This window comes from Antarctobacter albus (assembly GCF_900101505.1).
Taxonomy (GTDB): Bacteria; Pseudomonadota; Alphaproteobacteria; order Rhodobacterales; family Rhodobacteraceae; genus Antarctobacter; species Antarctobacter albus.
Genome location: NZ_FMZI01000020.1, coordinates 20,539 through 40,533 on the forward strand (window position 1 = coordinate 20,539; position 19,995 = coordinate 40,533).

Genomic DNA, 19,995 nt, shown 5'->3' on the forward strand with positions numbered 1-19,995 from the left:
GCTCAGCCCTCCTGCCCGGCCAGCAGGGCGGCGTTGCCGCCTGCGGCGGTGGTGTCGATACAGACATGCCGTTCGGCGCGGGCGTGACCCGCATCCGGGCTGCCGGTGATCAGCGTCAGGATCGGGCCAGGGCGTGCGGCCAGCGCCTGCCGGTAGGCGCGGGCGCGGTCCGCATCCCCCCACCAGAGCGCTCCGGCGATGCCCTGCGTGTCCCGCAGGGTCTCTGGCGACAGGCCGGGGGCCACAGCCGCGCGCCCGCCCAGGGCGTGGATGGCCTGTGCCTGCGCCTCGGCCGTGTCCTGCCCCGGTCCGAGGCAGAGCAGCGGCGGGCGGGCGTGCTGGTGCAGCACGTTGGCCTCGCCCGTCGGGCCGGGCAGTTCCATGCGGCTGGGCGCGGGATCGCTCTGGGTGGCCTCCGCCAGCCGCTTGCCCAGGTCCGGGACAGGTGCGCCGGTTTCGTCGCCGGTGCTGTCCGGCGCGGGATGGGCGCGGAACCGATCAAGGTAGAGCGGGCCGCCCGCCTTGGGGCCGGTGCCCGAGAGGCCCTCGCCGCCGAAGGGCTGGCTGCCGACGATGGCGCCGATCTGGTTACGGTTGACGTAGATATTGCCCGCCTCGATGCTTTCGGTGATCTGCTGCACGCGCTCGTCGATCCGCGTCATCAAGCCGAAGGTCAGCCCGTAGCCTGTGCCGTTGATCGCCTCGATGACGCGGGTCAGGTTGCGCGCCTTGTAGGTGGCGACATGCAGCACGGGGCCGAAGATCTCACGCTCCAGATCCTCGATCCCGCCGATGCGGATTAGCGTTGGCGGCACGAAATGCCCGGACGCGGGCACGCTGACCTGTTGCAGCACCCGTCCCTCGCGAGAGGCCTGGGCGACGTGGTCGAGGATGCCGTCCTGCGCCTCGGCGTCGATCACCGGGCCGACATCTGTGGCCGCCTCCCAGGGATCGCCGACGGTGAGGCTTTGCATGGCGCCCTTGAGCATTTCGAGGAAACCTTCGGCCACGTCCTCTTGGACATAGAGGCAGCGCAGAGCGGAACAGCGTTGCCCGGCGGATTGGAAGGCGGATTCGATGATCGCCTGCACGGCCTGTTCAGGCAGGGCGGTGCTGTCGACGATCATCGCGTTCAGCCCGCCGGTTTCCGCGATGAAGGGCGCGCCGGGGGCAAGGTGCTGGGCCATGCTGCGGTGGATGATCTGGGCGGTCTCGGTGCCGCCGGTAAAGGCGACGCCGTCCACGTCCGGGCAGGAGGTCAGCACCGCGCCGACGTCCCCGGCGCCGGGCAGCAGTTGCAGGGCGGCCTGTGGCACCCCGGCCTCGTGCAGCAGGCGGGTGGCGAAATGGGCGATCAGCGGTGTCTGTTCCGCCGGTTTCGCCAGAACCGCGTTGCCCGCGGCCAGTGCGGCGGAGAGCTGGCCGGTGAAGATCGCCAGCGGGAAGTTCCAGGGCGAGATGCAGGCGAAGGTGCCCAGCGGGCTGTCTGCACCCTCCTGGCAGCGGGCGGCGTAGTAGCGCAGGAAATCCACAGCCTCGCGCAGTTCGGCCAGGGCATCCATCAGCGACTTGCCCGCCTCGCGGTGAAGGATGGCAAAGATCTCGGCCTGGTTGGCCTCGTAGAGGTCGGCAGCGGCATTCAGGATGCGCGCACGCTCTGCCGGGCTGGCCTGCCAGGGCTGCGCGGCGGCGGCGGCGGCGCGGGCCTGCTCGGGACTGGCCCAGGTGATCTGTCCCAGAACGTCGTCGAGGTTGGCGGGGTTCAGGACTTCCTCGGTGTCGCCGGGCGCGGCCTCGGCCACGGTCAGGGGGGCGGCCTGCCATTGCGCATTGCGGAAGGCTGCGCGCCCATTGTCGAGCGCGGCAAAGCTGGGTCGGTGGCGCAGGTCCAGCCCCTCGGAGTTGCGGCGCTCGGGCTGGAAGAGGTCGGGGCCGGTGGTCAGGGCACGGCCTGCGGGTGCCTCGAACGGGTCGGCGGCAACGGTTTCAGGGGCCACGTCCTCGTCCACGATCTGGTTGACGAAGCTGGAGTTGGCGCCGTTTTCGAGGAGGCGACGGACGAGATAGGCCAGCAGGTCGCGGTGCGCGCCGACAGGCGCATAGATCCGGCAGCGGGTCTTGTTCTGGTCCATGACCAGCCGGTGCAGGGTCTCTCCCATGCCGTGCAGGCGCTGGAATTCAAATGCGTTTTTGTCCTGCGCCATGTGCAGGATCGCCGACACCGTATGTGCGTTGTGCGTGGCGAACTGCGGGTAGATGCGGTCCGTCATCGACAGCAGCTTGCGCGCATTGGCGATGTAGGAGACATCGGTGGCGGGTTTCGAGGTGAAGACCGGGAACGCGGGCAGGCCGGCGACCTGGGCGCGCTTGATCTCGGTGTCCCAATAGGCGCCTTTGACAAGCCGGACCATGATCCGGCGATCGAGCTTTTCCGACAGCGCGTAGAGCCAGTCGATCACCGCGCCCGCGCGCTGGCCGTAGGCCTGCACGACCACGCCGAACCCTTCCCAGCCGGCAAGGCCCGGATCGGAAAGGACCTCCTCGATCACGTCCAGCGAGAGCGAGAGGCGGTCGGCCTCTTCCGCGTCGATGTTCAGCCCGATCTTGGCGTTGCGTGCCTGCAGGGCCAGGGCACGCAGCCGCGGGATCAGCGCGGCGCGGGCGGTTTCGGCCTGCAACTCGTCATAGCGCGGATGCAGGGCCGAAAGCTTGACCGAGATACCGGGGTTGTCGCGGGTCGCCTCGTGCGGGGCATTGTTGGCGATGGCGCGGATTGCCTGGGCATAGGCGTCGAAATAACGCTGGGCGTCGGCCTCTGTCCGGGCCGCTTCGCCCAGCATGTCGTAGGAGTAGGTATAGCCCTTGGCCTCTTGCGCCTTGCCGCGTTTCATCGCGGCCTCGATGCTTTCGCCCAGGACGAACTGCGCGCCCATCTCGCGCATGGCGCGGCCGACGGCGGTCCGGATCACCGGTTCACCCAGCCGCTTGATGGCGCCGCGCAGGTGGCCGACGGGGCCGGGCTGCTGGTCCTCCAGCACCTTGCCTGTCAGCATCAGCGCCCAGGTCGAGGCATTGACCAGCGGCGAGGTAGAATGGCCCAGGTGACGCGACCAGTCCGACGGCGCGATCTTGTCCTCGATCAGTGCGTCGATGGTGGCGCTGTCGGGCACGCGCAGCAGCGCCTCTGCCAGGCACATCAGCGCGACGCCCTCTTCGGTCGACAGCCCGTATTCGGCCAGGAAGACCTCCATCAGACCGGGGCGGGTGGCGCCGCGGATGTCCCGCACGAGCTGCGCCGCGCTGCCCGAGATCGCGGCGCGGGCAGAGCTGTCCAGCGCGGCATCGTCTTTCAGCCGGGCCAGGGTTTTGGCCTCACCGGCATAGGTCAGCGCGTCGATGCGCGCGCGCAGGTCTGTCATCTGGTCCTTCGGCATGCTCGTGCCTTTCTGGATTTCGGGTAAGATAAGTGGGGCGGGGTGCGGAATGGATACCAGCACACCGAACTTTGGTGTAAGATACCCGGAGAGTCGCGGGACGTTTGACTGTTTTTGCTGGGTCGACTTGACGTTTGGCCCAAGTTTTCGGGGAAATGCGATGGAATCGGGAATCTCGGATCTTGACCGCTTTGATCGGGCGATCCTGGCGGAACTGGCGGGCGAGGCGCGCATTTCGGTGACTGAACTGGCGCGGCGCATCGGCCTGTCGAAATCGCCCACGCAGACGCGCCTGAAGCGGCTGGAAGAGGCCGGGTACATCCGGGGCTATCGCGCGGTGCTGGATCCGATCCGGCTCGGGCTGGATCATGTCGCCTTTGTCGAGGTGCGCATGGTCGATACGCGCGAGGGCACGCTGGCCCGGTTCAACGCGGCGATCACCACGATCCCGGAGATCGAACAGGCGCATCTGATCGCGGGCAACTTCGACTACCTGTTGAAGGTGCGGACGCAGGACATGCCCAGCTATCGCCGGGTGCTGGCGGAAAAGGTCTCGACCCTGCCAGGAGTGGCCTCGACCTCGACCTTCGTGGCAATGGAAGCGGTCAAGGAAGAGGGTGTCGCGGATGTGACTTGACCCTTGGGCAACCCGTGCCACCCTTTGCACATGAGACTCGCCCTTGCCCTGACCTGTCTGGCCGCGCCTGTCCTGGCGGATGGCTGCCCGACCGCGCCGGATCACAGCGAAGAGATGGATCCCCTTTACGAGGCGTTGCTGGCCGCGCCCGACGAAACCACCGCGCGGCTCATCACCAACCGGATGTGGGGGTACTGGGACAACGCCCCGGACGAGGCCAGCCAGGCCATGCTGGACGAGGCGATGCGCGCCCGCGCGCGCTATGATTTCCTGCGCGCGCTGGACCGGCTGGACACGCTAGTGGGCTACTGCCCCTTCTACGCCGAGGGGTACAACCAGCGCGCCTTTGTCAATTTCCTGCGTGAGGATTTCGCGGCGGCGCTGCCCGATCTGGATCGCGCACTGGAACTGAACCCGCGGCACATCGGCGCCCTGTCGGGCAAGGCAGTGACGCTGTTTGCCCTGGGCCGCGAGGAAGAGGCGCAGGTCGCCCTGCGTGCGGCGCTGGCGATCAATCCCTGGCTCGCGGAACGCGCCCTGCTGAAGCCGCTGCCGGGGGAAGACCTGTGACGCCGCCTGCTAGTCCAGGAACTGCCGGCTGACAAAGCCGCGGACGCCGCGGCTGTCCATGATGTTGATCCAGATACTGTTGCTGTCGATACAGCGCCGGATCATCTGCAGATTGCCGGTCCCGGCCGGTCGGCAGGCGTCGCCACAGGCGGCGCGCATTCCGCCCAGGTTGGTGATGATCGGATTGCCGAAAACCTGTACGGTTGCCCCGAGTGGCAGCCGACGCATGACCGGCGCGTCGAAGTCCGGCATTTGACGCATGTTCACGTATTCCCGGACGTTGGTCACGCGCGCCCGCTGCCCGGTCAGCCCGCAGGATGCGCCGCCCCGGGATTGGCGCGGTGTGGTAAACCGGGCCAGCAAGTTTTCCCTGTCGCGTTGCTGCGGTGCGGGCAGGTCGGCGATGCGGGTGTCGGGCGCAAAGAGCATGGTCTTGTAGAGCGCGGTAAAGGACCCGGGGATGCCGGCTTCGGGAAAGTCGATATAGCCGATGGCGTCTTTGTCGACGTAGCCCGTGCCGCCCAGGGTGATCTGGCATCGGGGCTGACCTTCGCCCAGGAAGCCGATGCCCGACCGGATCGTGATGGTGGTCCCTTGTCTGCGGATGTCGCCGATGGTGTCGGCGGGCACAGGTTCGTTGCGTGGTCGGGACCCCTGGACATAACCTTGCAGGTTCGAGCAGGCGTTCCAGACCATCTCGGCGGCGCCGGACCGGGGATTGCCCACGGGAAAGATCTCGACCTTCCAGAGGGCGGCATCCCCCACAGTTTCGATCCGCCGCATCCGGCTGGGTGGAGTGCCCAACATCTCGAGCAGCAGGGTTTCGGGGAAATTGAGGCTGGCGCGCTTCCGGAACTCGATCAATTCACGCACGCTGAGCACCGCGACCTCGTAGGCCCGGGCCACGGATTGCTCTGTGTAGGTGCCGTTGTCGACGGTCAGGCCCGGCGCGTGAAACCCAAGCTGACCCGCGGGATGCAAACGGCGTTTCGCTTCGGAGTAGCCATCCCCTGCCAGGATGCGCCCGGCCATGAAGGCCAGCGCGCAGGCGCTTTCGCAGCGTTGGCCGGGTCCGACGGCTGTCGCCAGGCCGCGACGGCTGATGATCTCGGCCAGCTTGATGCCCTCGGAATATCCGCCACCAGGGCTGTCCAGGCAGAGCACCGACGTGCGGACATAGCCAGAGGGGAGGTCGATCGTGTCGAGGTAGCTGTCCAGCCTGGCGGCATCCCCGCTGGTGATCTGGCCGCTCAGCGTAACGTCGCACCCCATGACGCTGTTGCCGCCCCTGCTGAAATCCGCAGCCAGGGTCGCGCCGCCAGCCAGCCAAAGTGCGAGGATTGCAAGAAAGCGACACAGGAGAAACGGATGGCGCATGGAGTGCCCTTTGCTGGTTTGGCAGTGCCAGCATATCGTCAGGGCCAGAGCGGACAAGCGATGCCTCTGCCGGGACTGGTTCCGGTTTACACGGCCCGCAGGGCGGCTATGTTCGCGCCACTGGCCCGCGTGGTGGAATGGTAGACACAGGGGACTTAAAATCCCCAGGCTTTATGCCGTGCCGGTTCGAGTCCGGCCGCGGGTACCAGTCGGATCTTCCGGCAGGGGCAGAGGTATGCGTGCCGCTTGGAGCGGAGGGGCTGCCGTGCCATGATCACGCCACGCGCAGACGGGAAAGGGCCTGCCATGACCGATAGTGAAACGCTGCTTCTGGGGCTGATCGGTGACAATATCGCCCGGTCGCGGGCTCCGGTGCTGCACCGGCTGGCAGGTGCCCAGAACGGGATTGCGGTGCAATACGACAGGCTGGTTCCCAGGGATTTGGGCGAGGATTTCGAGCAGGTCTTCGACCGATGTGCCGCGGGTGGATACCGCGGCATCAACGTGACCTACCCCTACAAGGAGCGCGTCACAGCGCGGCTGCGGGTGGATGACCCGCTGGTGCAGGCGATGGGCGCCTGCAACACGGTGATCTTCGAGCCGGACGGGCCGCGCGGATTCAACACCGATTTCTCGGGCTTCATCGCGGCCTATGAATGGGTGCGGGGCAAGGCACCCACAGGGCCGGTGCTGATGATCGGCACCGGAGGTGTTGGCCGGGCCGTGGCGTTTGGGCTGGCGCGGCTTGGCGCGCCCGAACTGCGACTGGTGGACCGTGACCTGGCCAAGGCCGAGGCGCTGGCAGAGGCCCTGCGCGAGGCCGCCCCCGAGATGAAGGTGGTGACGGGCACGGACGTCGCGGCCCTGGCTGCAGGCGCGGGGGGGCTGGTCAACTGCACCCCGGTCGGCATGGTGGGGTACGAGGGTACGCCGCTGCCCCGCGCTGCGATGGCGGGGGCGGTCTGGGCCTTCGACGCGGTCTATACGCCCGTGGACACCCAGTTCCTGACCGATGCTGGCGCCGAGGGGCTGGACATCATTTCGGGCTGGAAGCTGTTCTTTTACCAGGGCGTGCATGCCTGGGCGCATTTCGCCGGTCTGCCGCTGGACGAACCTGCGCTGCGCGCGGCGCTGCAGGCCGAGGACGCGGAATGAAGACCTCGATTGCAACTGTCTCTGTCTCTGGCAACCTGCGCGAAAAGCTGGAGGCCATCGCCGCCGCCGGTTTCGACGGGGTCGAGATCTTCGAACAGGATTTCATCGCAGATGCGGGCAGCCCGCGCGAGGTGGGCGCCCTGATCCGCGATCACGGGCTGGAGATCACCCTGTTCCAGCCGTTCCGCGATTTCGAGGGGTTGCCGCAGGGCCCGCTGCGGGACAAGGCCTTTGACCGGGCGCGGCGCAAGTTCGACCTGATGCAAGAGCTGGGCGCAGACCTCGTGCTGTTCTGTTCCTCGGTCCACCCCGAGGCCCTGGGCGGTATCGACCGCGCGGCAGGGGACTTTGCCGAGCTGGGAGAGATCGCGGCCGATCGTGGCATTCGCGTCGGCTACGAGGCCTTGGCCTGGGGGCGGCACGTCAACGACCACCGCGACGCCTGGGAGATCGTGCGCCGTGCCGATCATCCCAACATCGGCCTGATCCTGGACAGTTTTCACACCCTGGCGAGGGGCATCGACCCGGAGACGATCCGGCGTATTCCCGGTGACCGGATCTTCTTTGTCCAACTGGCGGATGCGCCGCGGATCGACATGGACCTGCTGTACTGGTCACGCCATTTCCGCAACATGCCGGGCGAGGGCGACCTGGACATGACAGGCTTCATGCGGGCGGTCATGGCGGCGGGCTACGCGGGGCCGGTCAGCCTGGAAATCTTCAACGACCAGTTCCGGGGCGGCTTGCCGGGCAGCGTGGCGCGGGACGGCTTTCGTTCGCTGGTGGCGCTGATGGATGACGTGCGCCGGGCCGAACCTTCGACTGGCGTGGACCTGCCGGAGTTTCCGGCGCGTGTGACGGTCGACGGGGTCAGCTTTGTCGAGTTCGCCTCACGCGGGAAAGAGGCCGAGGACCTCGGCGCGCTGCTGGCGGCGCTGGGGTTCACGCGCGTCGGGCGGCACCTGTCCAAGGCGCTGACGCTCTGGCAGCAGGGCGAAATCCGCGTGCTGATCAACGAGGAGCCGGGCGATTTTGCCGGGTCGGTCTACAATGCGCGCGGCACCAGCGTCTGCGATATCGGGCTGCGCGTGGGGTCAGGCAGGGATACGGTTGCGCGGGCAAGCGCGCTGGGGGGCGAGCCTTTCGCGCAACCGGCCAGCCCCGGACAGCTGGACATTCCCGCGATCCGCGGTCTGGGCGGCAGCCTGCTGCATTTCCTTGACAGCGGGCAGGCCGATGTCTGGTCGGCGGAGTTCGAAACCCTGGCCGCGGCGGGCGAAGGTGCGGGCCTGCGGCGTGTCGACCACATTGCCCAGACCATGACCTATGACGAGATGCTCAGCTGGTCGCTCTTCTATACATCGCTCTTCGAGATGGCCAAGGCGCCGATGGTTGACGTGACCGACCCGGACGGGTTGGTGCGCAGCCAGGCATTGCAGGCGGGCGGGCTGCGCATCACGTTGAACGGGGCGGAAACGCACCGCACCTTTGCCGGGGCTTTCCTGGCAGAGAGTTTCGGCGCCCCGGTGCAGCACCTTGCACTGGAAAGCACGGATATCTTCGCCACGGCCGAAGCGCTGGCTGCGCGCGGCTTCGGCCCCTTGCCGATGACGGAGAATTACTACGCCGACCTCATGTCCCGCTTTGACATCGACGAGGGGATGCTGGAGGCGCTGCGCCGGTTCAACATCCTCTACGACCGCGACGAGAATGGCGCCTTCTTCCAGCTGTACTCGCGCCCCTTCGCGGGGGGCATGTTCATCGAGATCCTGGAACGGCGCGATGGTTACGCCGGCTATGGCGCGCCCAATGCCCCCTTCCGGATCGCGGCACAGAAACGCCTGATGCGGGGCAAGGGAATGCCGAGCGTCTAGGGGGAGATCAGTCCGTGGTCTTGCGGCGCAGGCGGATGACCACCTCGACAGAGGCGATTTCCGAGCCCTCGGGCGCTTCTGGCAGGCGGGTGATTTCCAGCTGGTCCGCCGGTGCATCGGTCAGCGCGCCACGATCTTCCCAGAAGAAATGCGGGTGATCGTGGGTGTTGGTGTCGAAGTAGCTGCGTGACCCGTCCACCGTGACTTCCTGCATCAGGCCCGCGTCGCAGAAGGCCTTGAGCGTGTTGTAGACGGTGGCCAGCGAAACCTGCTCGCCGCTGTCCTTGGCGGCGGCGAAAAGGCTTTCGGCGGTGACGTGACGGTTGTTTCCGTCGCCGACAAGCAAAGCCGCCAGCGCGACGCGCTGTCGTGTGGGGCGCAGGTCGCTGCGTCCCAACCATGTCTTGCCGCGCTCGATCGCCTCGGACATCATCTCTCGCTGTGGGCGTTGCATTGCAGGGCATATATAAAGCCGCATGGTGGGGAAATTCAATGGGTTTCCTGCCGTCGGGCGCGGCGCCTGCGGCGGTGGCGCCCTTGCATGGCTTGCAAACGCGGTGCTAGACGGGGCAAGGTTTTGACTGTGCAACAAAGAGAGGGCCCGCCTGCATGGCCGATTATCCCACCAGCTTCGGCAAGGAAGACCTTCTGAAATGCGCCCGGGGCGAATTGTTCGGGCCGGGCAATGCCCAGCTGCCGGAACCGCCGATGCTGATGATGGACCGGATCACGGATATTTCCGGGGACGCGGGCCTGCACGGGAAGGGACATGTTGTGGCCGAGTTCGACATCGACCCCAACCTGTGGTTCTTCGAGTGCCATTTTCCGGGCAACCCGATCATGCCGGGCTGCCTGGGGCTGGACGGGCTGTGGCAGCTGACCGGTTTCAACCTGGGCTGGCGCGGCTGGACCGGGCGCGGCTATGCGCTGGGCGTGGGTGAGGTCAAGCTGAAGGGCATGGTGCGCCCGGACCGCAAAATGTTGACCTACAAGGTGGATTTCACCAAGGCAGTGCAGACCCGTCGGCTGACGATGGGCGTTGCTGACGGGATCGTGGAGGCCGATGGAGAGGTCATCTACGAGGTCAAGGACATGAAAGTGGCCCTGTCCGAGAGCTGATTTCGGGGACTCTTTGCACTCCCACCGGGTGGGGGGAAGCCCCCTCCCGAGGGGCAAAAGTGAACCGTTCAGTCTGTACGTTTTGTACAAAACGTACGTCGATTCCAGCATTTTGTACAAAGGGGTAGGGGTTTGTTAAGACCCCTGGTCCGGTGTGTCTTGCGGGTGGGTTTGAGCGACCGGTGTGGGGTGCTTGCTTGGGAGCGGCGGCGGTGGGAACTCCGCCCTACGAGTGTGCCGATATTACGCCCGTCCCAGGGCCGTGTCGTTGGGTCAGAGCGCAAGCCGCGGCATTGACGGACCGCCGTATGGCGATCCGATGCGAGGAGCCCCTTGGTTTATGGTGACTATGTCTGAAGAAGGTCGACACGGGAAGCCGTAGGTGCTTGGCTCCACATTGATGGTGCCTCGATCAAGGAAACCCCTAAGCTTCACGTACGGACACATTGAAGGCTTTCATATGGAAATTACGTATATCTTAACATTCTTTGGTGGCGTTGCCGCTGACATTGCGCGGAAGGTGCTTATTCCTCAAACGGAAGAATGGCTCGAAAGGGTTGTACCTTTCAAGCGTAGGGCGCGTAACGTTGAACGGAACCTTCTGAGACTTGAAGTCCGAGAAAAGCTTGAGAAGCTGGGGCATGATCCGGCTTTGGCGCGCTACGTCGAAGAGGATGCAGAGGAATTTTGGCGGAGACTGGATCAGCGTCAGGAAGCTCAACGCGAGGCACTAGTAGAGCTTCAAACAGATCGTGTTCTGTCCGAGGCTGCGACGCAAGCAGAAATGAACCAAAACGCATTTGATCGACTTCAGGAGGCGGATACGAACCTCGCGAAGGCAATCGAGCGTCTCAAGAGAAAAGCTGGCTTGTCGGAAAATGCCTTGGTTGCTTTGGATGAGTCTCAAAGTGCTTGGGAAGCATACCGTTGCGCTCAATCAAGGTTTGATGCACTGGCGCTTGTCGAAGGAGGGAGCATGGAGCCGATGCTTCAAGCAAGCCATGCAGAAGACTTGACTATTGATCGTATCTTGAAAATCGCCGCGTTGAGGAAGGGAATGACGCACTACGATTACGGATAGCGTTTATTGTAACCTTCGTATTTGGCAAAAAATTGTAGGTAGCGCTATTTATGACGACGTTACATGAGAAAAACTTGGAGCGGAACAGTGGCGGAAGAAAATTGCTGGGCGTGCCTTTCGCCCCTGAAAAAGCATCAGAGAGTTTGTTTAAATTGTAACTCTTGGCAGGGTTGGAGGGGCTGGGTCGGTATTTCAAATACGACAGTCGCCCTACTAATCGCATTGCTATCTGTTGTGGCACTGATTGGTGAGAAGCTGTTAGCGTTGCATGATGAATATTACCCGAATCTGGAGGTTCACATTTCGGGGTATTTCGATTCTGAGAGCCGAGTAATCACATTGAATATTTATAATTTTGGAGAAAAGCCTGCAAACTTTGGCTCAAACCTTCGATGTACTTTCGGCTTGAAAGATGCGATGGGCCATTCAAAAAACAACGAGGGTGTTGAGGTGGAATTTTGGTCTACTTCTGCCAGAATCGTCTCTCCTGAAAGCGCGCTTCAAATCGAGTTTACTCCGCAGGTGCTTGCATTTGACCCAATGCATGAGCAGGTTCTCTGTTTCGGCGCATTGAACTACTTTGACAGAACAACTTTAGTCGAGCCTTTCTTCTTGACGATTGTTCCGAACTCAGAACATATTTGGTGGCCGATTGAAGGGTTTTCTACAACAAATGAGCTCATTGAGGCATTGTATCCTAAGAAAGTGACATTTCAATAGTATTGGATCGTTGGGGTGGGCTTTAATGACCGGTGCGGTGTTGCGCCTTTGAATAGTGGGCCTGACTATGCAAGCTCTGCTTTCTGCGGGTCGCTGACGTTCACTCTTGTCGTAGCGATCCTGCACTTTCGCTTTCGCCAAACGGGCCAACGTACAGCCCCCTCCCTCCTTGCGCCTCCCCCCGCATCTGACCTACTAAGACCCTGACACATCAGGAGGAGGCTCCATGCGCCGCGTCGTCGTCACCGGGCTCGGGATCGTCTCGAGCATCGGCAACACTGCCGAAGAGGTCCTTGCCTCGCTCAAGGCGGGCCGTTCGGGCATCACTGCCAACGAGCAGATGAAGGAACACGGGTTCCGCAGCCAGATCGCCGGGGCCATCGACCTGGACGTTTCCCAGCATATCGACAAGCGGACGCTGCGCTTTATGGGGCCGGGGGCGGCCTATGCCCATATCGCGATGGGGCAGGCGATCGCGGATGCGGGCCTTGAGGAAAGCGATATCGTCAACCCGCGCACCGGCCTCGTGGCGGGCAGCGGCGGGCCGTCGACCAGCGCGATGCTGACGGCGCATGAGACGGTGCTGAAAACCGGCGCGACCAAGCGGGTCGGGCCTTTCGCGGTGCCGAAATGCATGTGCTCGACGGTGAGCGCGAACCTCTCGACCGCCTACAAGATCAAGGGCATCAACTATTCGATCACCTCGGCCTGCTCGACAAGCTTGCATTGTATCGGCAACGCGGCAGAGCAGATCATGCTGGGCAAGCAGGACGTGATGTTCGCGGGCGGCGGCGAGGAGCTGGACTGGACGCTGAGCTGCCTCTTCGACGCGATGGGTGCCATGTCGTCGAAGTTCAACGACACGCCGGAGAAGGCGAGCCGGGCCTTCGACAAGGACCGCGACGGGTTCGTGATCTCGGGCGGTGGCGGCATCCTCGTGCTGGAGGAGCTGGAGCACGCCAAGGCCCGGGGCGCCAAGATCTACGCGGAAGTCACCGGCTACGGCGCGACGAGCGACGGGGCGGACATGGTGGCCCCCTCGGGCGAAGGCGGCGAGCGGGCGATGCGGATCGCGCTGTCCACCCTGCCGGAGGGCCGTAAGGTCAGCTACATCAACGCGCATGGCACCTCGACCCCCGTGGGCGACGTGGGCGAGATCGAGGCGGTGCGGCGCGTCTTTGGCGAAGGGACGACCCCGCCGGTGTCGTCGACCAAATCGATGACCGGCCACAGCCAGGGCGCGACCGGTGCGCAGGAGGCGATCTACTGCCTGCTGGCGCTGCAACATGATTTCATCATTCCGTCCATCAACGTCGAGACGCTGGACCCGGCGTTGAAACCCGCCGAGATCGCCACGGGGCTGGTGGAGAACGCGGGGCTCGACTCGGTGATGACGAATTCCTTTGGCTTTGGCGGCACCAACGGTTCGATGGTGCTGTCGCGATTTAATGACTGATATGCGCGGATAGAGTGGGATGACCATTAGTCTCGAAGGCAAGCGCGGGCTTGTCATGGGCGTTGCGAACGATCGTTCCATCGCCTGGGGAATTGCCAAGGCCTGTGCCGAGGCGGGGGCGGAACTGGCCTTTACCTATCAGGGAGAGGCGTTCGGCAAGCGGCTGGAACCGCTGGCGCAGAGCGTCGGGTCGGATTTCATGGTCGACGTGGACGTGACCGACGATGCCTCGCTGGACGCGGCCTTTGATGCGCTGGGGCAGCGCTGGGACCGGGTGGATTTCCTTGTCCACGCGATTGCCTATTCGGACAAGACGGAACTGGCCGGGCGGTTCCTGAACACCTCGCGCGCCAACTTCAAGAATTCGATGGATATTTCCGTCTATTCCTTCATCGAGGTGGCGCGGCGGGTGCATCCGCTGATGACGGAGGGCGGGACGATGCTGACGCTGACCTACCTGGGCAGCCAGCGCGTCGTGCCGAATTACAACGTCATGGGCGTGGCCAAGGCGGCGTTGGAATCGACCACGCGCTACTTGGCCAATGACTTGGGCCCCGAGGGCATCCGGGTGAACGCGATTTCCCCCGGACCGATGAAGACGCTGGCGGGCGCGGCCATCGGCGGCGCGCGGCGGACCTACAAGCACACGGGCATGAACGCCCCCCTGCGGTCGAACGCGACGCTGGAGGCGGTGGGCGGCACGGCGGTCTGGCTGATCTCGGACGCGGGCGCCTTTACCACGGGCGAGGTCATCATGGTGGACGGCGGCTATCACACGATCGGCATGCCGCAGCTGGAGAACCTGTAAGGGGCGATGATGTTGCGTTTGGTCTTGATCCTTGGGACGCTGCTAGCCTTGGGTGGCTGCATGGAAGGCGCGACGGCCGTCGGCGGCAGCACGGGCGGCGGGCAGGGCCCCGAGGCGCGCAAGCTGTCCAGCGGTATGACCCCTGCACAGGCCGAGGGTGTCTTTGGTCTCGATGCGGGATACGAGCGCAACCCGGCGAACTGGGACGAGGCCTGCATCAGCTACGCCTATGACGGCGGTGCGCGCTACGTCCACGCGGTCTATCGAAATGACCGGCTGGTGCGCGCGACGGACGGGCACGGCGCGATCTGCACCTACGGCGCCGCGCTGTAATCCCCGGAACCCGGCGCCGGATCGGGCGTTGACCCTCCAAGAGATTGGAGGTTTCCATGACTTACAAGATCGAACTGCAAAGCGTTGACCGGCTGACCCATGACGTGCGTCGCCTGACCTTTGAAAAGCCCGCGGGCTACGACTATGCGCCCGGACAGGCCACGGATTTCGCGCTCGACCGTGACGGCTGGCGCGAGGAACAGCGGCCCTTCACCTTTACCAGCCTGCCCGACGAGGAGCGGCTGGAATTTGTCATCAAGTCCTACCCGGAACATGACGGCGTGACCGAGCAGATCGCCGATCTGCAGCCGGGGGAAAACGTGCTGATCGGAGACCCCTGGGGCGCGATCGAGGACAAGGGTGACGGCGTCTTTATCGCCGGGGGCGCGGGCGTGACGCCCTTTATCTCTATCCTGCGCAAGAAGCTGGCCGAGAAGGGCACGCTGGAGGGCAACACGCTGCTGTTTTCCAACCAGTGCGAGCGGGACATCGTGATGCGCAACACCTTCGAGGCCATGCCGGGCCTGCGCTGTCACTGGACCGTGACGGAGGAAAAGGGCAGCCCGTTGGCGCGCGGCATGATCGACGCCGGGATGCTGGACGACTTTGTCGATCCGGACCGGGACGTCTGCTATGTCTGCGGGCCCGACCCGATGGTTGAGGCGATGCCGGAAGCGTTGAAGAAGATCGGCGTTCCCGAAGACCGGATCGTGACCGAGGACTTCGGCTGATCCGCGTGCCGCCGGCGCGGTGACCCCCGCCCTACGCAGGGGTCGTCAGAACCATTGCCCCGGCTCCATCAGGCCGAGATCCAGCAATTGCCGCGAGTGCCACTCGAACGGGGTGGAATTGTGCCAGCGGAAGCTGCGGATGTCGAAGGTGGAGCCGGGGTTGCGTTTCAGCGCCTTGGCGGTGCGGAAACTGACGATGGCGGCAGTCAGGTTGTTGTGCCAGGGGCAGGCGTAGGTGTTGTATTCCTCGTCGGAAAAGGTGTGATCGTCGCGCAGGGTCAGTCCCGGCTTGGCGCGGAAGATGCCGATGCGGTCGATCTTGCGCCGGGTTTCGGGGACGTGTTCCTCGAACCGCCAGCGCAGCCCCCCGAAGAAATCCAGTTGCCGTTCCTTGGGGTGGTTGTGGTGTTGCGGATCGGGCCGGGCCAGCGCGTAATAGCCCGAGCGGTCCAGCCAGGCGTCATCCAGCGACACTGCATCCGGGTGCCGATTGAGATCACCGGCGTAGAGATCGACGACATAGGTCAGCATGGCGTCGCGCCGTTCCTCGGCGTGGAAGGCCAGCATCTCACCGACCGTGCGGTTTTCCGAGAAGGGAAAGAACAGGTATTCGGCATTGTAGCAGTAATAGAGCCATTGGCCCGCGGCCCGGGGCATCAGGCGGTTGACCGCCGTCTGCAGGGCGCCGTCCCTGCGCATGTCATGGGCGACGTGATGGACCTTGCCGCGCAGATCATCGGGCACGGCAAGCTCGGCCTCGCCGAAGAGGACCACGCTGCGGAAACCGCAATGCCGGTGATGGCGCAGGGTGGTGTTCAGCTCGGTCCCGTCCTCGGCAAAGATCAGCGCGATCGGCCCGCGTTGCAGCGCCTCGGTGCCGCGGGACAGGAAGTGATCTATGTCCGTGTAAAACATGCTCGGCCTCTGGCGGGGCTTTTGCGGCAGACTCGGTGAAAATCTGGTGCATTGCAAGATGGGGGGATTCTGCGGTATCCGCAGCCCTCGTACCCGAGAGCAGGAGCGCGCGCGATGGCCCCGAAGAAGCTTTATATCAAGACCTACGGCTGCCAGATGAATGTCTATGACAGCGAGCGCATGGCCGAGGCGATGGGCGGCGAGGGCTATGAGACCACCGAACGCCCCGAAGACGCGGACATGATCCTGCTGAACACCTGCCACATCCGCGAGAAGGCGGCGGAGAAGGTTTACAGCGAACTGGGCCGCTACAAGGGGCTGAAGGCCGCGCGCCCGGACCTGAAGATCGGCGTGGCGGGCTGCGTCGCCCAGGCCGAGGGCGAAGAGATCATGCGCCGCCAGCCGATGGTGGACCTGGTTGTGGGACCGCAAAGCTATCACCGCCTGCCCGAGATGGAGGCCAAGGTGCGCTCCGGCGGCAAGGCGCTGGACACGGATTTCCCCGAGGAGGACAAGTTCGACCACCTCAAGGGGCGGCCCAAGGCGAAACGCGGGCCGACGGCGTTCCTGACCGTGCAGGAGGGCTGTGACAAGTTCTGTGCCTTTTGCGTGGTGCCCTATACCCGAGGGGCCGAGGTGTCGCGCCCGGCGGAGCGCGTGCTGACCGAGGCGCGCGACCTGGTGGAGCGCGGCGTGCGCGAGATCACCCTGCTGGGCCAGAACGTGAATGCCTACCATGGCCATGACGGCGGGCTGGCCGGGCTGATCCATGCCCTGGCCGAGGTCGACGGGCTGGAGCGTATCCGCTTCACCACCTCGCACCCGAACGACATGGACGAGGCGCTGATCGAGGCGCATGGCACCTGCGACAAGCTGATGCCCTACCTGCACCTGCCGGTGCAGGCGGGCAGCGACAAGATCCTGAAGCGGATGAACCGCCAGCACACGGCGGAGCAATACCTGCGGTTGATCGAACGGCTGCGCGCGGCGCGGCCGGACCTGCACCTGTCGGGCGATTTCATCGTCGGCTTCCCCGAAGAGACCGAGGCCGATTTCCAGGCCACGCTGGACCTGATCGAAGCGGTGGAATACGGCAGCGCGTTTTCCTTCAAGTACTCCGAACGGCCCGGCACCCCGGCCGCGGAACGGCCCCAGGTGCCCGAGGACGAAAAGGACGACCGGTTGCAGCGGCTGCAGGCCCTGCTGACCAAACAGCAGCGCAGCCTGCAGGACGCGATGGTCGGCCGGGACGTGCATGTGCTGTTCGAAAAGCCCGGACGGCTGCCCGGCCAGATGGTCGGCAAGTCGGAATACCTGCACGCGGTCCATGTCGAGACCAGCGGCATCGTGCCGGGCGACCTGGCGCGAATCCGAATCGAATCCAGCGGCCCCAATTCCCTCAAAGGGGTGATGAATCCGCTCTAGAGCTGCCTCCGAACCCGTTGTTTCAAAAAAAAGGTTCGGATTATCCACAGTAAAATAAGGTGGTTGCGGGAACTGTTTCCGATTTTGGGACAGTATGCATAGCTTTTCTCTTCACAGGGAAGGCAACTTTGCTAATGTGTTGATTATAGTAAATTTGCCTGCGCGCGCTGCCAAACCGAGCGCAGGCATCAGGGGAAACTATAACCAAGGGACCAGGCTGTGGCGTATCGCATTACCAAGGCCATCGGCGCGATGGCGCTTGCGGCTCTCGCTGGTCTGTCGGCCGCCGCGCCGGCAGTCGCCGAGGACGCAGAGAAGACACCTTTCATTTCCACGCAGAACACCCGCACCATCAAGGGTGAACAGTACATCCCGGGCATCTGGGTCGATCCGGACGGTTGCGAACACTGGGTGATGGACGACGGCGTCGAAGGCTACATGAGCCCCCACGTCACCCGCAAGGGCATCCCGGTCTGCCGCCGTGCCAACACCTGCGGCGTGATGAACACCGACCAGTTCTTTGCCACCGACAGCTACAGGATCTCCAAGCACGGGCAGGCCCGCATCGCGGAATTCTTCCGCAGCGCCTCTGCCGTGGGCTACGTGATCGCCGGCCACACCGACAGCCGCGCCTCGGATGAGTACAACATCAAGTTGAGCTACAACCGCGCGCTGGCCGTGGCCAAGGTTGCCCGCTCCGTCGGGGCCAACATCACCGACGTGCGCGGCTATGGCGAACGCATGCCCGTGGCCTCCAACAAGACCGCACAGGGCATGGCCAAGAACCGCCGTGTCGAAATTCTCTGCTTCCGGTAATCCAGAGGGGACCAGGATTATGAACTTCGTGAAACCGATCCTTCTGGTTGTCGCTGCCGTCGGCCTCGCCGCCTGCGACCCGGTCGGCCCGGACAAGAGCCGCGACCGCCAGTCCATCGACCGTGACGACCTGACCGGCATGAAGGCCGGCATCTGGGTCGATCCGAACGGTTGCGACCACTGGATCATCGACGACGGCGTCGAGGGCTATCTCTCGCAGCGCCTGGACAAGTACGGCAAGCCGGTCTGCTCGGGCATCGCGCCTCCGACCATCGCCACGGGCGACTTCAAGGGTGGCTCGACCTCGGTCATCGGCGACCCGCTGTAATCTCGACCCTGACAGGCACGCAGGGTAACAATGGGCCGCGCGGCATCTGCCGCGCGGTCTGTTTTTGTGGCACTTGAATGACATTCCGCCCAAGGCCGCGACCGAGACTTGCGCCATCGCGCCGCCGGGTGCACCATATCTAGCAGAAACATGCGTCCGGATTCGGACGGCCCTGTGCAGGAGACGGGTTTGACAGCGGGCACCTTGACCGAAGCCATCGTTGAATTTCCAGACAATCGACTGCTGATCGATCTTTGTGGAGAGTTCGATCGCAACCTGACCGACATCGAGGCCCGCACCGGGGTGCAGATCCTGCGCCGCGGCAACCAGCTGGCCATTCACGGCCCCGAGGACGCGGTGCCCGAGGCGGCCGAGGTTCTGCGCCTGCTCTACGAACGGCTGGAACAGGGCCGCGAGGTGGACCGCGGCGACATCGACCGCGCCTTTCGCATGGAAGACGACGAGCCTGACGAACAGCTGGAGATGTTCAGCGGCGGCAAGGTCGAGATCAAGACCCGCAAGAAGCTGATCGAACCGCGCACCGACGCACAAAAAGCCTACGTGCAGTCGCTTTACGCCAATGAAATGGCCTTTGGCATCGGTCCGGCGGGCACCGGCAAGACCTACCTGGCGGTGGCGGTGGGCGTGAACATGCTGATCACCGGCGAGGTCGACAAGATCATCCTATGCCGCCCGGCCGTCGAGGCGGGCGAACGGCTTGGCTTTCTGCCCGGGACGCAGGAGGAAAAGGTCGACCCCTACATGCAGCCCTTGATGGATGCGCTGAACGATTTTCTGCCGGGCAAGCAGCTTGCCAAAATGCGCGAGGAAAAGTCGGTCGAGATCGCGCCGCTGGCCTTCATGCGCGGGCGCACGCTGTCGAATGCCTTTGTCGTGCTGGACGAGGCGCAGAACGCGACCACCATGCAGATGAAGATGTTCCTGACCCGCCTGGGCGAAGGTTCGCGCATGGTGATCACCGGGGACCGGACGCAGATCGACCTGCCGCGCGGCGTGCCATCGGGGCTGGCCGACGCGGAACGCCTGCTGAACCATGTCCCCGGCATCTCGTTCAACTATTTCACCGGCAAGGACGTGGTGCGCCATCCGCTTGTCGCGGCCATCATCGAGGCGTATGAGGCGGACGCGGAGGGCTGAGACCCCGCCTCCTGCTTCTTTGGTTTGAAAAATACCTCGGGGGTCCGGGGGCAGAGCC

The 19,995-nt window shown here is 64.3% G+C and carries 19 protein-coding genes and 1 tRNA gene; 16 read left to right on the plus strand and 4 right to left on the minus strand.

The window, feature by feature from the left end:
• Window positions 1–2 precede the first annotated feature (2 nt).
• Window positions 3–3,434 carry a bifunctional proline dehydrogenase/L-glutamate gamma-semialdehyde dehydrogenase PutA gene (gene putA, locus BLQ71_RS23485; protein WP_074623465.1) on the minus strand — a complete coding sequence of 1,144 codons (3,432 nt, stop codon included), beginning with the start codon at window positions 3,432–3,434 and terminating at the stop codon, window positions 3–5.
• Between the two features lie 160 nt (window positions 3,435–3,594).
• On the opposite strand from putA, the gene BLQ71_RS23490 reads away from it, so the two are divergent.
• The gene (locus BLQ71_RS23490) at window positions 3,595–4,071 is read left to right on the plus strand and encodes an Lrp/AsnC family transcriptional regulator (RefSeq protein WP_069210339.1); all 477 of its coding nucleotides are present in this window, start codon (window positions 3,595–3,597) and stop codon (window positions 4,069–4,071) included.
• Window positions 4,072–4,101: 30 nt separating this feature from the next.
• Window positions 4,102–4,641 carry a tetratricopeptide repeat protein gene (locus BLQ71_RS23495; RefSeq protein WP_074623466.1) on the plus strand — a complete coding sequence of 180 codons (540 nt, stop codon included), beginning with the start codon at window positions 4,102–4,104 and terminating at the stop codon, window positions 4,639–4,641.
• Window positions 4,642–4,650: 9 nt separating this feature from the next.
• Here BLQ71_RS23495 and BLQ71_RS23500 read toward each other — a convergent pair whose 3' ends face one another.
• Window positions 4,651–6,018: a COG3904 family protein gene (locus BLQ71_RS23500; RefSeq protein WP_074623467.1), complete on the minus strand. Its 1,368-nt coding sequence runs from the start codon at window positions 6,016–6,018 to the stop codon at window positions 4,651–4,653.
• A 123-nt stretch (window positions 6,019–6,141) separates the two neighbouring features.
• On the opposite strand from BLQ71_RS23500, the gene BLQ71_RS23505 reads away from it, so the two are divergent.
• The 3 genes from BLQ71_RS23505 to BLQ71_RS23515 all read left to right on the plus strand — a co-directional run bounded on the left by BLQ71_RS23505 (window position 6,142) and on the right by BLQ71_RS23515 (window position 9,047).
• Window positions 6,142–6,226: transfer RNA gene (locus BLQ71_RS23505), tRNA-Leu, on the plus strand.
• A 98-nt stretch (window positions 6,227–6,324) separates the two neighbouring features.
• Window positions 6,325–7,173, plus strand: a complete 849-nt coding sequence (locus BLQ71_RS23510; RefSeq protein WP_074623468.1) for a shikimate dehydrogenase family protein — start codon at window positions 6,325–6,327, stop codon at window positions 7,171–7,173.
• The gene (locus BLQ71_RS23515; protein ID WP_074623469.1) at window positions 7,170–9,047 is read left to right on the plus strand and encodes a bifunctional sugar phosphate isomerase/epimerase/4-hydroxyphenylpyruvate dioxygenase family protein; all 1,878 of its coding nucleotides are present in this window, start codon (window positions 7,170–7,172) and stop codon (window positions 9,045–9,047) included. Before BLQ71_RS23510 ends, BLQ71_RS23515 begins: the two co-directional genes overlap by 4 nt.
• Window positions 9,048–9,054: 7 nt before the next feature.
• Here BLQ71_RS23515 and irrA read toward each other — a convergent pair whose 3' ends face one another.
• Window positions 9,055–9,480 carry an iron response transcriptional regulator IrrA gene (irrA, locus tag BLQ71_RS23520; RefSeq protein ID WP_043144954.1) on the minus strand — a complete coding sequence of 142 codons (426 nt, stop codon included), beginning with the start codon at window positions 9,478–9,480 and terminating at the stop codon, window positions 9,055–9,057.
• Between the two features lie 176 nt (window positions 9,481–9,656).
• Here irrA and fabA point away from each other — a divergent pair, with 176 nt between their 5' ends.
• The 7 genes from fabA (at window position 9,657) to BLQ71_RS23550 (ending at window position 15,295) form a co-directional block, all read left to right on the plus strand.
• The gene (gene fabA, locus BLQ71_RS23525) at window positions 9,657–10,166 is read left to right on the plus strand and encodes a bifunctional 3-hydroxydecanoyl-ACP dehydratase/trans-2-decenoyl-ACP isomerase (protein WP_074623470.1); all 510 of its coding nucleotides are present in this window, start codon (window positions 9,657–9,659) and stop codon (window positions 10,164–10,166) included.
• Between the two features lie 460 nt (window positions 10,167–10,626).
• Entirely contained in the window at window positions 10,627–11,247 is a 621-nt protein-coding gene (locus tag BLQ71_RS23530) for a lysozyme inhibitor LprI family protein (RefSeq protein WP_069210333.1), read from the plus strand.
• Window positions 11,248–11,310: 63 nt separating this feature from the next.
• Complete coding sequence (locus BLQ71_RS26160) at window positions 11,311–11,967, plus strand: hypothetical protein (protein WP_133066195.1); 657 nt, start codon at window positions 11,311–11,313, stop codon at window positions 11,965–11,967.
• A 226-nt stretch (window positions 11,968–12,193) separates the two neighbouring features.
• A complete protein-coding gene (gene fabB, locus BLQ71_RS23535; RefSeq protein ID WP_043144959.1) occupies window positions 12,194–13,423 on the plus strand; it encodes a beta-ketoacyl-ACP synthase I in 1,230 nt (409 codons plus the stop codon).
• Between the two features lie 19 nt (window positions 13,424–13,442).
• On the plus strand, window positions 13,443–14,231 hold the full coding sequence (locus tag BLQ71_RS23540) for an enoyl-ACP reductase FabI (protein WP_043144960.1): 789 nt from the start codon (window positions 13,443–13,445) through the stop codon (window positions 14,229–14,231).
• A 6-nt stretch (window positions 14,232–14,237) separates the two neighbouring features.
• Entirely contained in the window at window positions 14,238–14,564 is a 327-nt protein-coding gene (locus tag BLQ71_RS23545) for a hypothetical protein (protein WP_074623471.1), read from the plus strand.
• 56 nt (window positions 14,565–14,620) lie between these two features.
• On the plus strand, window positions 14,621–15,295 hold the full coding sequence (locus tag BLQ71_RS23550) for an FAD-binding oxidoreductase (protein ID WP_074623472.1): 675 nt from the start codon (window positions 14,621–14,623) through the stop codon (window positions 15,293–15,295).
• Between the two features lie 45 nt (window positions 15,296–15,340).
• Here BLQ71_RS23550 and BLQ71_RS23555 read toward each other — a convergent pair whose 3' ends face one another.
• Entirely contained in the window at window positions 15,341–16,210 is an 870-nt protein-coding gene (locus BLQ71_RS23555; protein ID WP_074623473.1) for a hypothetical protein, read from the minus strand.
• Between the two features lie 114 nt (window positions 16,211–16,324).
• On the opposite strand from BLQ71_RS23555, the gene miaB reads away from it, so the two are divergent.
• The 4 genes from miaB (at window position 16,325) to BLQ71_RS23575 (ending at window position 19,937) form a co-directional block, all read left to right on the plus strand.
• Window positions 16,325–17,635 carry a tRNA (N6-isopentenyl adenosine(37)-C2)-methylthiotransferase MiaB gene (miaB, locus tag BLQ71_RS23560; protein WP_074623474.1) on the plus strand — a complete coding sequence of 437 codons (1,311 nt, stop codon included), beginning with the start codon at window positions 16,325–16,327 and terminating at the stop codon, window positions 17,633–17,635.
• A 219-nt stretch (window positions 17,636–17,854) separates the two neighbouring features.
• Window positions 17,855–18,451, plus strand: coding sequence for an OmpA family protein (locus BLQ71_RS23565; RefSeq protein ID WP_229754958.1), 597 nt, complete (start codon window positions 17,855–17,857; stop codon window positions 18,449–18,451).
• 19 nt (window positions 18,452–18,470) lie between these two features.
• A complete protein-coding gene (locus BLQ71_RS23570) occupies window positions 18,471–18,779 on the plus strand; it encodes a hypothetical protein (RefSeq protein WP_043144967.1) in 309 nt (102 codons plus the stop codon).
• A 189-nt stretch (window positions 18,780–18,968) separates the two neighbouring features.
• The gene (locus tag BLQ71_RS23575; RefSeq protein WP_043145040.1) at window positions 18,969–19,937 is read left to right on the plus strand and encodes a PhoH family protein; all 969 of its coding nucleotides are present in this window, start codon (window positions 18,969–18,971) and stop codon (window positions 19,935–19,937) included.
• Window positions 19,938–19,995: the final 58 nt, after the last annotated feature.

Coding starts and splice junctions, on each gene's coding strand:
- BLQ71_RS23495 (WP_074623466.1), top strand. CDS start 4,102: ATGAGACTCGCCCTTGCCCTGACCTGTCTGGCCGCGCCTGTCCTGGCG.
- putA (WP_074623465.1), bottom strand. CDS start 3,434: ATGCCGAAGGACCAGATGACAGACCTGCGCGCGCGCATCGACGCGCTG.
- fabB (WP_043144959.1), top strand. CDS start 12,194: ATGCGCCGCGTCGTCGTCACCGGGCTCGGGATCGTCTCGAGCATCGGC.
- BLQ71_RS23555 (WP_074623473.1), bottom strand. CDS start 16,210: ATGTTTTACACGGACATAGATCACTTCCTGTCCCGCGGCACCGAGGCG.
- BLQ71_RS23545 (WP_074623471.1), top strand. CDS start 14,238: ATGATGTTGCGTTTGGTCTTGATCCTTGGGACGCTGCTAGCCTTGGGT.
- fabA (WP_074623470.1), top strand. CDS start 9,657: ATGGCCGATTATCCCACCAGCTTCGGCAAGGAAGACCTTCTGAAATGC.
- BLQ71_RS23540 (WP_043144960.1), top strand. CDS start 13,443: ATGACCATTAGTCTCGAAGGCAAGCGCGGGCTTGTCATGGGCGTTGCG.
- BLQ71_RS23530 (WP_069210333.1), top strand. CDS start 10,627: ATGGAAATTACGTATATCTTAACATTCTTTGGTGGCGTTGCCGCTGAC.
- irrA (WP_043144954.1), bottom strand. CDS start 9,480: ATGATGTCCGAGGCGATCGAGCGCGGCAAGACATGGTTGGGACGCAGC.
- BLQ71_RS23490 (WP_069210339.1), top strand. CDS start 3,595: ATGGAATCGGGAATCTCGGATCTTGACCGCTTTGATCGGGCGATCCTG.
- BLQ71_RS23570 (WP_043144967.1), top strand. CDS start 18,471: ATGAACTTCGTGAAACCGATCCTTCTGGTTGTCGCTGCCGTCGGCCTC.
- BLQ71_RS23515 (WP_074623469.1), top strand. CDS start 7,170: ATGAAGACCTCGATTGCAACTGTCTCTGTCTCTGGCAACCTGCGCGAA.
- BLQ71_RS23500 (WP_074623467.1), bottom strand. CDS start 6,018: ATGCGCCATCCGTTTCTCCTGTGTCGCTTTCTTGCAATCCTCGCACTT.
- BLQ71_RS23550 (WP_074623472.1), top strand. CDS start 14,621: ATGACTTACAAGATCGAACTGCAAAGCGTTGACCGGCTGACCCATGAC.
- miaB (WP_074623474.1), top strand. CDS start 16,325: ATGGCCCCGAAGAAGCTTTATATCAAGACCTACGGCTGCCAGATGAAT.
- BLQ71_RS26160 (WP_133066195.1), top strand. CDS start 11,311: ATGAGAAAAACTTGGAGCGGAACAGTGGCGGAAGAAAATTGCTGGGCG.
- BLQ71_RS23510 (WP_074623468.1), top strand. CDS start 6,325: ATGACCGATAGTGAAACGCTGCTTCTGGGGCTGATCGGTGACAATATC.